Annotated in this window: 10 protein-coding genes and 3 pseudogenes; 8 read left to right on the top strand and 5 right to left on the bottom strand. The window is 41.7% G+C overall.

Annotated features, from left to right (window positions below; genetic code table 11):
- Together AB4407_RS03970 and AB4407_RS03965 are read right to left on the bottom strand one after the other, a co-directional pair.
- Nucleotides 1–1,140, bottom strand: a 1,140-nt coding sequence (locus tag AB4407_RS03970; protein WP_372118841.1) for a DUF262 domain-containing protein, incomplete at its 3' end; no start/stop codon positions are given.
- Nucleotides 1,141–1,714: 574 nt separating this feature from the next.
- Nucleotides 1,715–1,816: pseudogene (locus AB4407_RS03965) on the bottom strand (lipoprotein); the annotation flags it as partial.
- Between the two features lie 248 nt (nt 1,817–2,064).
- On the opposite strand from AB4407_RS03965, the gene AB4407_RS03960 reads away from it, so the two are divergent.
- The 3 genes from AB4407_RS03960 to AB4407_RS03950 all read left to right on the top strand — a co-directional run bounded on the left by AB4407_RS03960 (nt 2,065) and on the right by AB4407_RS03950 (nt 5,365).
- The gene (locus AB4407_RS03960; protein ID WP_372118839.1) at nt 2,065–2,559 is read left to right on the top strand and encodes a hypothetical protein; all 495 of its coding nucleotides are present in this window, start codon (nt 2,065–2,067) and stop codon (nt 2,557–2,559) included.
- Nucleotides 2,560–2,619: 60 nt separating this feature from the next.
- Nucleotides 2,620–4,428 carry an HD domain-containing phosphohydrolase gene (locus AB4407_RS03955; protein WP_372118836.1) on the top strand — a complete coding sequence of 603 codons (1,809 nt, stop codon included), beginning with the start codon at nt 2,620–2,622 and terminating at the stop codon, nt 4,426–4,428.
- A 208-nt stretch (nt 4,429–4,636) separates the two neighbouring features.
- Complete coding sequence (locus AB4407_RS03950; RefSeq protein ID WP_372118834.1) at nt 4,637–5,365, top strand: HAD-IA family hydrolase; 729 nt, start codon at nt 4,637–4,639, stop codon at nt 5,363–5,365.
- 434 nt (nt 5,366–5,799) lie between these two features.
- Here AB4407_RS03950 and AB4407_RS03945 read toward each other — a convergent pair whose 3' ends face one another.
- Both AB4407_RS03945 and AB4407_RS03940 read right to left on the bottom strand, forming a co-directional pair.
- Nucleotides 5,800–7,224, bottom strand: a complete 1,425-nt coding sequence (locus AB4407_RS03945; protein WP_372118832.1) for a methyl-accepting chemotaxis protein — start codon at nt 7,222–7,224, stop codon at nt 5,800–5,802.
- A gap of 148 nt (nt 7,225–7,372) precedes the next feature.
- Nucleotides 7,373–8,596, bottom strand: a complete 1,224-nt coding sequence (locus AB4407_RS03940) for an aromatic amino acid transport family protein (RefSeq protein WP_372118830.1) — start codon at nt 8,594–8,596, stop codon at nt 7,373–7,375.
- Between the two features lie 447 nt (nt 8,597–9,043).
- Between AB4407_RS03940 and AB4407_RS03935 the strand changes: the two genes are divergently transcribed.
- The 3 genes from AB4407_RS03935 to AB4407_RS03925 all read left to right on the top strand — a co-directional run bounded on the left by AB4407_RS03935 (nt 9,044) and on the right by AB4407_RS03925 (nt 11,287).
- The gene (locus AB4407_RS03935; protein ID WP_017059831.1) at nt 9,044–9,172 is read left to right on the top strand and encodes a hypothetical protein; all 129 of its coding nucleotides are present in this window, start codon (nt 9,044–9,046) and stop codon (nt 9,170–9,172) included.
- 174 nt (nt 9,173–9,346) lie between these two features.
- Nucleotides 9,347–9,958 (top strand): ACP phosphodiesterase, encoded by a 612-nt coding sequence (locus AB4407_RS03930; protein ID WP_171387831.1) that lies wholly within the window; start codon nt 9,347–9,349, stop codon nt 9,956–9,958.
- Nucleotides 9,959–10,015: 57 nt separating this feature from the next.
- Nucleotides 10,016–11,287: a DEAD/DEAH box helicase gene (locus AB4407_RS03925; RefSeq protein ID WP_372118827.1), complete on the top strand. Its 1,272-nt coding sequence runs from the start codon at nt 10,016–10,018 to the stop codon at nt 11,285–11,287.
- 112 nt (nt 11,288–11,399) lie between these two features.
- Here the strand turns inward: AB4407_RS03925 and AB4407_RS03920 are convergent, their stop codons facing one another.
- Nucleotides 11,400–12,146: a TetR/AcrR family transcriptional regulator gene (locus tag AB4407_RS03920; RefSeq protein WP_372118824.1), complete on the bottom strand. Its 747-nt coding sequence runs from the start codon at nt 12,144–12,146 to the stop codon at nt 11,400–11,402.
- 149 nt (nt 12,147–12,295) lie between these two features.
- Between AB4407_RS03920 and AB4407_RS03915 the strand changes: the two are divergent.
- Nucleotides 12,296–12,832 (top strand): annotated as a pseudogene (locus AB4407_RS03915) (efflux RND transporter periplasmic adaptor subunit); the annotation flags it as partial.
- Nucleotides 12,823–14,500: pseudogene (locus AB4407_RS03910) on the top strand (efflux RND transporter permease subunit); the annotation flags it as partial. The pseudogenes AB4407_RS03915 and AB4407_RS03910, both read left to right, overlap by 10 nt.
- Between the last annotated feature and the right edge of the window lie 115 nt (nt 14,501–14,615).

The following is a 14,615-nucleotide window of genomic DNA, read 5'->3' as shown; positions in this document are numbered from 1 at the left end:
AAACTTCTGGTGCGGATCATCTCTATCATCTGTGAATCGTGACTTACACGAGTATTCTTTAGAAATACCTCGGTGATACAGGTAGTATACAATTGGAATAATTGCATTTTTCGAAGTCAAGGTAGCGTTGGTAAAACCAAATGAACTGATCAAGTCAAATGTTGAGAGAATCGTATCCCTGATTTTATCCCACTCAGTTTCAAAGTCTTCAGCATTAGTTTTTGAAAAGTTGGTTACTTTGAATTTTATATCTTTGCTATGAAGGTATAAGAAGCACTTAAGTACGAAGTCTTTTGATACATAGAACCCTTTGTCTCGAATGGTATCAACTAAGCCATGAATTTCCTGCCTGGCATTTTTTTCTTCCCAGTTTGCTACAGCAATTGACATAATTAAATCAGAAAAATTTAAGGGCTCCCCACCGCTATTTATTCGAATAAATATATTGAGTGCCTTGTCAATATCTTGTTCCTTTTCCTCGAAAAAGTTAATAATTTGTTTTGAATGAATTACATTTTTTAAAGTGGATAAAGATCTATAAGAAAATTCATTTTCTTTTAGGTTGTGGCTGTCGAGATGTTTGTTGAATTCAAAATCGTCAGACAACCCATAAATATCGGATACTTTAAACCACTTATAGTTTGATTTTTTAATATCGTGATCTGTGAGGAATTTAAACTCGTATACTCTTCCATGTTCCTCGTTTTCAAGTGGTCGAGTTAAATTTAAGTATAGTTTCCTAGAAGGGTATACACGCTCACTATTCTCTTCTTTCAAGCGAGGAGTTCGGTATGCATAGCTCCCTCTTAAACCTATATAGAGGGATGTGAGCCTTTGTTGGCCGTCCAGCACAGCAGTGAAATCATGAAGACCTGACGTCGTGATCTCTTCGTTGTGCGTTTGGTACCTTTGACGAAAATCACGAATACATTTGTAAAATTTAAACCTGTCTTTTGTGTCACCCTCAACCCTCCAAAATAAAAATGAGCTAATAGGATAATTTCTCATTATTGAGTCGAACAGCCATTCAATCTTTTCATGCTTCCATGTGAACTCACGCTGGATTGATGGTAATAGATATCGGTTATTTTCGACATTTCTAATAGCTTCAGCGATTGTTATAGGTGCTTGAAATGACATATGTGTTCTAACTCCGTAAATGATTGTTATGAAAAGGTACTTAAGCCGATAAATCTACAAATCAATAGATTTATGGTGCGCTCTATTATAACTAACTGTCGCAATGAATAGGTCTGATGTATGTGTGTTTGCGCATATTTCGGTGTTTTAAAGTGACTTCTATGATCTGAGCCTTTGTTTGTCTTATCTTAATCATCAACCTGTAGTAAAAGTGACCAGTAAGTGCAGCATAGTGTTTGTAATCTTTAATTGTTAGATCATGAGTGGATGATGGCTTTGGGTTGCCAGAGTACATTGCAAGCATTGGGAACAATGAAAAATAAGGGGGAGCAGATGAACTTAAAAGAGATACGGAAAGATCATGACAGAAAGGTACGTGAACAGTTGTTCTCACTGACATTTCAAGAATTCATCATAGAGTGTTCGCATAGAATCGAAATTCATAAGTTTAAACGTAAGGGGAAAATAGACTATTCATTTTCAAATGATATGGTTGAAATTTAGCAAATTATTGAAAAATATGAGCTTTTAATTATTGAGGTTTTTTTCAGAATGGTGGTGTAATAAAAGTGCCATCATTCATTGTGAAGAAACCCAGAGAGACGTCGCCGACCTCGTTGTCCGAACAGCCAGCCAACATTGTGATAATACTCGCTGCTATTAAGGCTTTTTTCATAAGAAGTCCTTTTTATTTATAGAGTTCTGTTTACTATAAGGATATTGAAAGCTTGAATACGAGTGTAGAGCTTTTCGTTAAGTTCTTAAAGGATGTTGTTGGATAATGGAAAATATGAAGCATTTAAAGTACTTGTTGGCCTTTGTCATGCTCTGTATGCTCTGTGCTTGTAGCTCGGCACCTCAGTCGAATATATGTCTTCCAAATAGCTGTGACATTTGGGGATACTAACCGTAGGTACTAAAAGAATGAATAACGAAATACCTGAAATTGTAAATAAGAAAAACCAATGGCTGTTTAGTCAACTCGATATTGCCTACCCCGCAAAAGAGAGCCTCCTCGGCCGTGAACTTTATCAAAACAAACTCCCGTCCAAGACATACCAACTCCTCACCCAAGATCAAACTCCTTCCCAAATTGATGAACTGCATAAAGTCGACTTCCATAAACTGACCGTACTTTTTTCACTCAACCAAGCTAGCGCTTACCAAGATGAAACTGAAAGGGCGCACATGTTAGAGTTTTTGAGTCAGATTATGTTATCTGAAGAACATATCTTATATATAGGGACTCAAAATGGTGATGTTGCAGCGAGCGCTATCGTTACAGAAGCGGAGAATTCTCTGCTAATCTCAGACGTTGTGGTTGGAAGTGGTCAAAGTATCAACGCTTTTGCTAAGCAGATACTTGATTTTTGGGTACAAGATCATGCTTCTCGCGATAAAGTGTGGGTCGAGAACTAAATGTTCTTTGAGAAAGCGTTAATCTAAGTAAAATACCCCGTCTTATTTAAAGGGTATTGTATGTACAAGCTATTGTTCTCAATCGCTGTATTGTGTGTTAGCGCTTATTCTTCACTCAGTTTTGCTAATGACTGGGATATCAAACGCGTCCTCGTTTTACACTCATACGAACCTTCTTACCAATGGACTGCTGACTTCCAAAAAGGTATAGACAGTGCGTTCAGCCAATCTCAAACCGAAGTTAAACTCTCAATCGAGTATTTGGATTCAAAGCGTGTACATAGCCCAGAGTACTACGATTCTCTCGCCGGTTACTTACGCACCAAATATGAAGGCTATACATTTGATGGTGTCATCGCGACTGACGACAACGCGGCCAACTTTCTAGAATCTCTGCCTAATTTGATTGAGCGCTCCACACCTGTCGTTGCTGCCGGTATTAATGATTCCAGCACTGATATGTATACGGTATCTGATAGAGCAACCGTGCTTTATGAGAACGATCAGATAAACGTCAATATTGAGCTGATTTCTAAATTAAGACCTAATCTAAAGAAGCTGTATTTTGTCAATGATTACAGTGTCACTTCTAAATTGATCCAGAAAGAAATGAATCGCGTGATGGCTGAGTTTCCCAATATCACTTTGGTCGAAATACGCGATCTGTCGTTAGAACATACAAGCCAGTTTTTAGAAGGTATCTCTGCTGATGATGCGGTTTTGCTCAGTCACTACAACACCGAATTGAATCAAGGCGTGTATCATACATATCAAGAGATTTCGGATACATTGTCTAAAGCAAGTGCTGCACCAGTGTTTGCTTTGTGGCAGTTTTATATTTCGGGAGATGTATTGGGCGGCTATGTAAATCACTCTCAAAGCATAGGTGAGCAGGCGGTTAATGCGCTGGATAAGTATCTTCATCTGGGTTTTACTGTTCCTTTAATTCCCGGTGACAACAAACGATTTGTATTTAACTATCTTGCAATAAAACGACATGGGATTAGCGCAAACTCGCTACCTGATGACGCTATATTCATTAACGAGCCTTCATCCTTTATTCGTAAAAACTTTCAGTTGTTATTGGGTCTATCGATGGTCATTGCCGGTTTGAGCCTGATTATTTTGATGCAATTTGTCACTCTACGCCAAAAGAAAGAACTGGCTAAAAAGAGCAAGCGAATCTTAAAACTTCAGAAGCAAACGCTGAATATTCAAAAGGATATGATTCATGTTCTTGGAGAGGCGATTGAAACTCGCTCTGGTGAAACCGGTAATCATGTTAAACGTGTTGCCAAACTGTCTGCGTTGCTTGCTAAGTATCGTGGTTTGAGTCATCGCGAGGTCGAGATGATAGAGATCATCAGTCCGATGCATGATGTGGGTAAGATTTCAGTCCCTGAATCAATCTTGGATAAACCAGGTAAATTGACCGAGCAAGAGTGGGAAGTGATGAAGCTTCACACAACGGCTGGCTATAACTTATTGAAGAGTGGAGCCGGTGATATTACCAATCTGGCTGCTATCATTGCCAACGAGCATCATGAACGTTGGGATGGGGCTGGATACCCTAATGGCAAAGTCGGTGACGAAATTCACTTGTTTGCTCGTATTACCGCCGTCGCCGATGTGTTTGATGCGCTACTTAGCGCACGCTGTTACAAAGAGCCGTGGCCATTAGAGATGGTTGTCGATTTGTTCAAGAGAGAATGCGGCTATCAGTTCGATCCTGAGCTTGCTCAGTTACTATTGAGCCACTTACCCGAATTTGTCGCTATTCGTGATTCGTACCCAGACACCGCCACCGCTGAATGTCGCATTGAATTAACGGATAAACCTATTGTTATTGAAGAATTGGTCGTGAATTAACGGTTTATTGGTAAATAAAGTCGTGATTGGTGACACTCAAAGCATATTAATTTAATGAGTTCTGTTGCTTATGGCTAGGTATAAAGTGATCCACTGCATATTTCGCGTAGAGAAAAAAGGGCTGATAGGTAAAGTGTTACCTTAATCATCCCGCGTATTGAAAGAACACTATAGGATAAAACTTGAATTCAATGCGAGTGAGAGAGCTATGCGGTTAGAACAAACTAAATGTGTAATTTTCGATTGTGATGGAACACTCATCGATAGCGAGAAGCTGTGTTGCCAAGCCTTAGTGAATGTGTTTTCTGGCTTTGGCGCTAAGTTAAACGTTAATGACTGCTATGTGCACTTTCAAGGTGGGAAGCTAGCTGACATCTTAATGGATACTCAAGAACGTTTAGGGCTGTCTATCTCCATTGATACACTCGAGCCGCTTTACCGCACTGAATTAGAAGCCTTGTTCCAACGGCATTTAAAACCGATGGATGGCGCTATCGAGCTTATTGAATTCCTCAAGCAACAAGACATCGAGTTTTGTATTGCTTCCAATGCGCCTAAATCTCGAGTTGAATCTTCATTGGCAATGACAGGAATGCTCGACGACTTCAAAGGCAAAGTATTTTCAGCTTTTGATGCCAATAGCTGGAAGCCAGAGCCTGATCTGATCATGTACACCGCAATGAACATGGGCTTTTTACCAAACGAATGTATTTATGTTGATGACACGGTGAAAGGCATTGAAGCTGGGGTTGGTGCGGGTATTCAATCTTTTAGATTGCGACCAACGTTTGAAGAGGCATTGAGTCATAATACCGAAGCCGACATAGCAGAGCTAGCGGCTCAGGATATTTACAGTTTGGAAGAAATATCGATTTGGATTAATGGCAAGCGCTGCTCAAGTGGTGGTATACCGCACTCCGGAGCTTTGGTGGGGTAGAGCCTAATTGAAGGCTGACTACTTTACTTAATTGTGTTGTGTGGAAACCACATGCAGCACAAGTGAACTTCTCTCCACTTTCTGAAAGTAGATACTCGTCGTGTTGGCATAAAGGGCATGTGATGTCGTCGGTGTATGGTGCATCTGTTTTATTCATTATGTGTCACCTGCAGCAAAAGGGTAAGCGAAAATAAGACCCGTTCAAATAGATTACCCCCAAGCTCGATTATTAGACAGTTTTGGCTCCTCTTAATCCCTCCTTTGCGACTTACTTCATGTTAATAACTGAGGAGTATGGATTTGCCATGGTTATTAATCGATACCAATACAAAAGGACTCTATATGAGTCCTTTTTAGGTTTGTTCTTAATTCTGAGCATTAAGCATTAAGCATTAAGCATTAAGTTCAAATAGCTGATAGCTATTTGCCAAGTGCTAAGTGCGGTATCTTGCCAAAGTTTGAGACAGAGAAACCGATGCTTCAGTCAGCTTAGATACGCCCTTTGAAGAGTTTTGAGCGACATCTTTGATTACGTCTGATTGGCCTCGTATATCATTAAGCTCAGCAGCGATGGTATTCGCTACGTTGCTTTGTTCATCAGCTGACGTTGCTATTTGTAGACTCATGTCCATTAGCGCTTGTGCGGAATCTGCAATCGAGTTTACGTCATCACCGATATGTGAAATGAGTTGGCTACTGGTTTGCGCTTGATCAACCGTTTGCACCGTAATCTTAGCAATATTTTGACTCTCTTGCTGTAAGCGTTCAATCATCGTTTGGATCTCAACTGTAGCGGATTGAGTTCTGCTAGCAAGCGTTCTCACTTCATCAGCAACAACCGCGAAACCACGACCTTGTTCCCCCGCACGAGCTGCTTCAATCGCGGCATTGAGTGCAAGTAAGTTGGTTTGCTCTGAAATTGCGTTGATCGTGGTGATGACTTCGTTGATTTGGCTTGTATTTACATTCAAGCTCGTAACAGAAGACGAGGTTTGCTCAATCAAAGAAGAAAGGGTGGTTATCTCTGAGATTGCTTGCTGAACCATAGCATGGCTATCATTGATTTGTTGAGCATCTTGCTCCGCTTGCTCTGTAGAGCGCGCAGAGATATTAGATACTTCATTCGCTGATGCCGTCATCTGATCCATTGCCGTTGCAACAGAGTCTAGAGATGAATTCTGGCTCATAATCTGTGTTTCACTGCGCTTCATCTCTTTTTCGAAAGAAGCTGACGTTTCACTCAGTGTCGCTGCGTTTTGGTTTACGTTATTGACTAGTTCACTTAGCGTATCCATTGAACGGTCAAGGGCGCAACCAATCGTACCAAACTCATCTCGGCCTGGATGGAAGCCAAGGCGAGATGTTAAATCACCATCACCAATCTTTTGAGTGGTTGAGTAAAGAACCCAAAGTGCGCCTCCTAGGAAGGTTGCAACCCAGTAACAGAAAAGACCAAAAGGCAAACACCATAAAAGACTGAGTAATAATGTGTACAGAGCTTGCTGCTTTTGGTTCTGTGTATCAGTAGTTGAAACGGTAAGAGAGTAGTAGTTGCCATCTTGTGCCAGTGCCGTAGCAGTCACCGAACCCGTGTTTGAAATAGTGGTTTCTTGAAGGCGTGTTTGTTGGCTAACAGAATGAACCGAAGCTGGGGAATCTGATGCTGATAAAATGCCTTGCAATTGAAACTCAACCTGCTGTTTTGCAGTTGCGTCAATTTGTTCTAGCTTGTTGACATAGTTGAAGCCAGCGAGGCTTGCTACAGCGGCGAAAAAGATCAAGAAAATGACCCAAAACTTGTCGTTAATAGACATTTTAATAAACAGTTTGTCTATTGTTCTAAATTGTACTTCTTTCATAAAAACTCCACGGTAAATCCTTTACCGTGGACTCTAAATAACCGACCTTAATAAAAATGTGATTCCGATCGATTAAGTATGAGAATTCATGATAGCAATATATCGTTCATGAGACATCAATCAAGTATTTTTGCTCTCGATGGGTTTATTAGCCTAATGATGGTAATAACCCTACTGAAATAAGGATTTGAATTGCAATGATAAACACGCCAACGCTACCCGCTAAAAACAGCGCTTTGCTTCCACCTAACACTTGGTAAGTTGATTCTGTAGCGTGAGGTTTTACTAATAAATCTGTGTAACGAACTTTGTATACCATCACTGTCGGCAGCAGAATTGCTAGCACTGAAAGTGCAATGGCAGCGTAACCCAAAGCCATGATAAAACCTTGTGGGTAGAACAAGGCAAAACCTAACGGTGGTAAAAAAGTGATAGCGGCCGTTTTAACGCGTTTGGCATTGCCTAGTTTCTTGCTTAGAGAATCACCCATGAATTCAAATAACCCCAAGCTCACGCCAATAAAAGAAGTAAGAAGTGCAAGGTCAGCAAATACACCCACGATCAAGCTTAAGTTTGATTGATGAACAGTTTGCGATAGTGAGATTAGAAGCGCACCCAAGCTAGTATCAGACAATAATTGCTCTTGGCTAACCACACCCAACGTAACACTCTGCCAGAAAACATAGATGACCAAAGGCAGTGCAGAGCCAATAATCATGACCTTACGTAAAGAGCGAACGTCACCATCCAGGTATCGAACAATTGAAGGGATGCTGCCGTGGAAACCAAAAGAGGTAAACACAACCGGTATTGCAGCAACAATCAGGCCTTGCTGCAAAGGCATGCTCATTAGGTATTGAGAGGTGATGTTTGGTGCAAGGAAACTGAGTACCAGTACCATCGCAATCAGTTTAAGCCCGAATAAAACGCGGTTAACTTTATCAACACTGTGTGTACCAATCGTCACAACTCCCGCAACTAAGAGTGTAAATAGGAGTGTGGTGACTTGACCATTGAGTTCAATCCCTGCGATATCCGAGATACGTTGGTTAAACTGCGCACCGCCACCTGCAATGTATGCGGCACACAAAGCGTAGAAAAGAAACATCATGGCGAAGCTTGCGATCCACTTTCCTTTCGTCCCTAAAATTGTATGAGCTAAAGTGTGTAGGGTTGCGTCCGATTCAGCGAACTGATGAAGCTCTACCATTAATAAAGCGGTAAAGGCCATCAATGCCCAAAGACATAACATTAAGAAAAGCGAAGTTGAGAAGCCAATACCTGCAGACGCAAGTGGAAGAGCGAGCATGCCAGCACCAATGGTTGTGCCTGCAATGATCAAAGTACTACCAAAAACCTTTGATTTATTCATTGTATATAATTCTTTACGTTAGGGTGGGTTTTCGTTGTGTTTCTTCTGGTCTAAGAGAGTAAACCCAAAGAATATCTCGATTTTTAAGTATCTTGATTGAGTTTAATTCCAAATGCAATGTTTAATGTAATTAAAAATATCCACTGTATATAAATATGTACGGCGATTGGTGCGTAAGGAATTAAAAATGCTTAAGCAAACGTTTGAGTGTGATTTGCTTCAAAATTTATAGGGTAATTTGTTGTAATTGGTGTAAGGTGGCAGTACATATGTCGTTCGCGTATGCCCTTTTAGCGTAAACAAGCGCTAATGATCGCGAGTAGCTTCAAGCTATAAATATGGAATGGGTAGAGTAGAGTGCGTTCATCAAAGTGACATAATATAAGTCCAAGATGGTGCACTAGTTAACAGGACAACATGTCCACACCAAGGAATAGAGGGGGCACCATGAGTGACCAATCTTATAATGACGAAAGTCTAGAGTTGTTAGATGCTATGGAAATTGGTATCGATTTATCTGACTATGAACAGACGGTTAAACAATTAGCAGAAGAGCTTTTCAAGTCTTCGAACTAAGTTTTACCTGAACTAAAGATTTCTGTAGTTCAACGTTCTCAAATCAAACAATTCTTAAACTGAGCAAATCCCATTCGCTCACACGTCATACCAAAACTATCCTCATTAAAGTTCGCGAAGATAAACGAGTACGTTTACCATGTTACTTAGTTCTCGATACTTTAATGAGGTTCAATGAACTTTCTCGCACACCTTCACATCGCTCAGCACTGTAACAGCAACTTAGCAGGCAACTTGTTAGGTGACTTCGTTAAAGGTGACCCTAATAAACACTACTCAGATTCGCTTTCTAACGGGATAAGACTTCATCGATTTGTCGATAGCTATACCGACCGTCATGATGTGTCTCGTTCTGCAAAAAATCTCTTTTCAAACCAAACAAAACGCTTTGCACCTATTGCTCTCGATGTCTTCTGGGATCATTGCTTGGCCAATCACTGGGGGCAGTTCTCAACACAATCGTTAGAGCACTTTTGCGTAGAAAGCCATCAACAGATCTTTGAACACCAAGAGTCACACTGGCCTGAGCACTTTATTACTGTTCACCGGAAAATGGCTGATCAGAGGTGGTTAGAGAGTTATCAAGACATGTCTTCCATTGAGTTGGTATTACAACGAATGGCTTTGAGACGGCCAAAGCTTGGGATGCTTAAATCTTGCTATCACGATCTAGAACATCACTACAACACGTTGCAGTGTCACTTTAATGAGCTTTATCCTAGTGTTTTAGAAGAAGCGAAGCAGTTTAATTCGCTTCAAATGAAGAAAAATCAAAAGGAAAGGTAAACAGCGTAATGCAGGTTTGCTACAATCCGCGCCTATTTAATCTTTGAGCATCATACTATGTCTGAATCTACAAAATCTTTTAACCAACTTGGATTGTCTGAGCATCTTCTTGCTACGCTATCAGAGCTTAATTTTACGGCTCCTACCAGTGTTCAAGAGCAAGCGATTCCATTGGTATTAGAAGGCAAAGATGTATTGGCTGGTGCTCAAACGGGTACAGGTAAAACGGCCGCATTTGGTTTGCCGATTATCCAAAGATTAATCGAGACAAAAGACAACGTTATTCCAAACCCGAAGCTAGTTCGTGCATTGGTATTAGTACCAACACGTGAACTAGCGCAACAGGTGTTCGATAACGTAACCAGTTATGCAAAGGGCACCGACATTAAAGTTGTGGTGGCTTACGGCGGCGTGAGCATGAAGGTTCAAACCGACAAATTACGTGGTGGCGCAGATATCTTAGTCGCGACTCCAGGGCGTCTTATCGACCATATGTTTACTAAGAACATCATGTTGAGCCACACTGAAGTGTTGGTACTGGATGAAGCAGACCGCATGCTAGACATGGGTTTCATGCCTGACATTAAACGAATTCTTTCTCGTATGAATGAGGTGCGACAGACTCTGTTCTTCTCTGCGACGTTTGATAACAAAATTAAAGCGCTGGCATATCGAATGATGCAGTCGCCAAGCGAAATTCAAGTGACGCCAAAAAACAGCACCGCGGACACCGTTACCCAGATGGTTTATCCGGTAGATAAATCACGTAAGAGTGAACTGCTGGCTTACTTGATCGGTTCAAAAAACTGGCAACAAGTGTTGGTATTCACTAAAACTAAGCAGGGTACGGATGCTCTGGTTAAAGAACTTAAGCTAGACGGCATTAAAGCGGCATCAATCAATGGTGATAAGAGCCAGGGTGCTCGCCAAAAGGCACTGGACGATTTCAAATCAGGCAAGGTGCGTGCGTTGATTGCAACCGACGTGGCCGCTCGTGGTATCGACATTCAGCAACTAGAACAAGTGGTGAACTACGATATGCCATTTAAAGCGGAAGATTACGTTCACCGTATTGGTCGTACAGGTCGTGCTGGTAACAGCGGTTTAGCAATTTCATTGATGAGCCAAGACGAAGCTTACCTATTGGGTGACATTGAACGACTACTGGATACGCGCTTGCCTCAAGAGTGGTTAGACGGTTTTGAACCAAGCCTTGAAAAAGACCTTGCACCAGATCGCAGTGGCCGCAGCAAGAGTCGTTCATCAGAAAAACGTAAGATGAAAGCGAAGCTTAAAATCCACCAAAATCGTGGTAAAACTCGTCGCTAGTCAACCAGCTTAAAAAGCTCGTTTAAAGCGCTCTATATATAAAAACGCGCCGTTACAGTTAGTTCTGTAAGGGCGCGTTTTTGATTAAGCTAATTAGCTTCGCAATAGGCTATCAGGATTTGTGGTGTTCAGGATTACACTTCCATACGCAAGGTACTTCGTAAATCAGCTCTTCGAGATTAGTTGGATTAAGTACCCATTCATCTTCGATAGCGAATTGGTCGACCATTTGCTTATTGAACATCTGCCAATGCTTCATCAGAGCTTCTTCAGCTGTCGCCTCCATGTCTCCCTCATTCCACGTACTTTCCATGAAAGGAGTTAAACAAACCGCTCCGTTGGCGAACATGATCATTTGCCATTTTATTTCGAAAATATTAACGGTTTTTTCCGGATTTGCTTTGTTGTATTGGTCAGCCAACATATTGATTTCGTACTCAAGGTCGCCCACGTTGTCGATGAAGTAATCGACTAGGTTGTCTTCTTGACGTACAGAATCCGAGAGAAGTTGCATCGGTCTGCGTGAGTGAATCATGTTGGTAAAAAGGCGCATCGCGAATAAATAGATTGAAATATTGGGCGTTACGTCTTTTGGTAATTCCTGCATGATCTTACTGATGTAAGATTGAAAATACTCGTGCAAACAATCACTTATTGCATGCCAGATCTTTTCTTTACTACCAAAGTGATGGCGGATAAGGCTGTGAGAGACCCCAGCTTTTTCACTGATATTACGTAACGAAACTCGTTCATAACCTGCTTCACAAAACATCTCTGCAGCAACCGCCATTATTTGAAATCGAGTCTCTTCAGCGTCTTTTGCGCTTCTTCTGCCTTGTTTCTTTTCAGTCATCTTCATTTCTACATTTACCTGATTACCACATTCTACACTGTTTTCCTTGAAATAAAAAATACTGCACAGCTGGAAAGTAAAGCTTGAGAATTCTTTAATAATAAATATACTGCCCATCTGTGTAATAAATCATAATAATTAAATGGAGAAGCATCATGCAATCCAATTTGTCTATCAAAGCGATACCGACCAAGCGTACGGGCGTGGTTATTGCCGCACTATTGCTCGCAGGCTCTCTAACTGGATGTAACAAAGTTCAGTCAGAGGAAAATGAGCAGGTAATCAAGCCTGTAAAGTTATTTGAGATTCCTCTGCAGGCAGATATCGAGCTTGATAGTTTTATCGCAAAAGTGGATCCAACCGACCGTGCTGCGCTTTCATTTCAAGTGGGTGGTGATATCGAAGCTTTCGATGTTCGTATGGGACAAGAAGTTAAGAAAGGTCAGGTACTCGCCGTATTAGACGCGACGGATTACCGTATTGCCGTTGATGCAGCTCAAGCTAAATTTGACTTGGCGAACAGCCAATACAAGCAAGCTTCTGAGCTGTACTCGAAAAAGTTAGTCAGTACCGATTATTACGACCAAGCCGTCAACACCTTTACTGCCGCTGAAGTTGAGTTGGACCAAGCAAAAACAAACCTTGGTTACACTACATTAGTTGATCCATTCGATGGCGTGGTATCGATGGTGTAGGCAAAGTAAGTATCGCGGGCGACCAACAAGAGCAATTGTTTGTTGAGATGTCACTTGAGCGTTTAGCGGCGCTGAACCTAGATATGTCGACGGTAACGTCATTGTTAGCGCAACAAAACAGCGTGGTATCGGCAGGCGAGGTGATGTTAAATGGCCAAAGCCTAACCATCAAGCCGAACGGCACGCTGAGCACAGTTGAAGAGCTTGAAAATCTGATCATTCATGGTCGTGACACTGGCAACCTGATTCGCTTGAAAGATGTCGCTGAGGTGACTCGCGGTATCCAAGAAAAACCGGGTAATGTATTAACTTACAACGGTAAACCAGCGATCAACCTAGGCATTGCGTTCTCTTCTGGTGTAAATGTAGTAGAAATTGGTAACCACAACGGTTGGGCAGGGCATGCAACGTTTTGCGCTGACATACCAACCAGAGAAAAGCTACGAAGCGTACAGCCAGTTGCAAGTAAGAACCACTGACCGCGACACCATGTTTAAGGCTCTAGCGGCGTTAGACAAAGACTTAGCAAACGAATTTGAACAACCAACGTTCCAGTTCAAATTGATTGAGTTTGGTCCATCACCAGCTTCAAAAATTGAAGCGCGTATTATCGGTGCTGACCCTCAAGTATTGCGTAGTATTGCAGTTGAAGTCGAAGACGTTTTACTTGCTGAACCAGGCTCACGAAATGTTCGTCACGACTGGCGTGAACGCACTAAAGAACTCGTGCCGCTATTTAACGAGTCAAAGGCACGTCGTCTTGGCATTTCAAAAACTGATCTTTCTGAAACGTTACAAATGGCGTTTGGTGGCTACAACATTGGTTTACTGCGTGATGGTACTCATATGTTACCTATCGTTGCGCGTTTACCTGAAGAAGAGCGTTTTGACTTTGAGTCACTGAATAATGTGAAGATTTGGAGCCCATCGCTACAAACTTACATTCCCGTAGAACAAGTGATCGATGGGGTTGAACTTCAATGGTCTGAGCCACTGATTCAACGTCGCGATAGAAAGCGTACGTTAACCGTGCTGGCAGACCACGATGTATTGGGAGATGAAACACCAGCTAGCTTGTTTGCTCGTGTGAAACCACAAGTAGAAGCATTGGATCTACCAGAAGGCTACAGCATCAGTTGGGGCGGCGAATACGAAAGCTCTAAAGATGCACAAGAATCTCTATTTGGTTCACTACCAATGGGTTACTTGTTGATGTTTATTATTACCATGCTTCTGTTCAACTCGGTTCGTAAGCCACTTGTGATTTGGTTTACGGTGCCACTCTCTATCATTGGCGTTTCGATTGGTCTGCTAGGGACTAATATGCCATTTAGCTTCACTGCGTTCTTAGGTCTATTGAGTCTAAGTGGCATGATTTTGAAGAACGGTATCGTACTGCTTGACCAGATCAACAGTGAGCTACAAACAGGTAAAGACCCATATTTAGCGGTTGTCGACAGCGCGATCAGTCGTGTACGACCGGTATCTATGGCAGCACTAACGACTATCTTGGGCATGATTCCCTTGGTATTCGATGCATTTTTCGGCTCGATGGCGATTACCATCATGGCAGGCTTAGGCTTTGCTACAGTACTAACGCTAATAGTAGTACCAGTGATGTTCGCCATTCTATATAGAATCAAACCGTCCACTGCGGGTTATTAGGGATTGATATAAAACAGATTCTTTTAAGCCAGCCCAGTTTATTTTGACTGGGCTTTTTTACGGATATGGTTTGATAAAACAAGACGAAGATAGGGCCGAACTAAGAGGACGTTGC

Source organism: Vibrio sp. 10N.261.46.E11 (assembly GCF_041472735.1).
Lineage (GTDB): Bacteria > Pseudomonadota > Gammaproteobacteria > Enterobacterales > Vibrionaceae > Vibrio.
The sequence above is the reverse complement of the archived record's forward strand: the minus strand, read 5'-3'. Positions and strand labels throughout refer to the sequence as shown.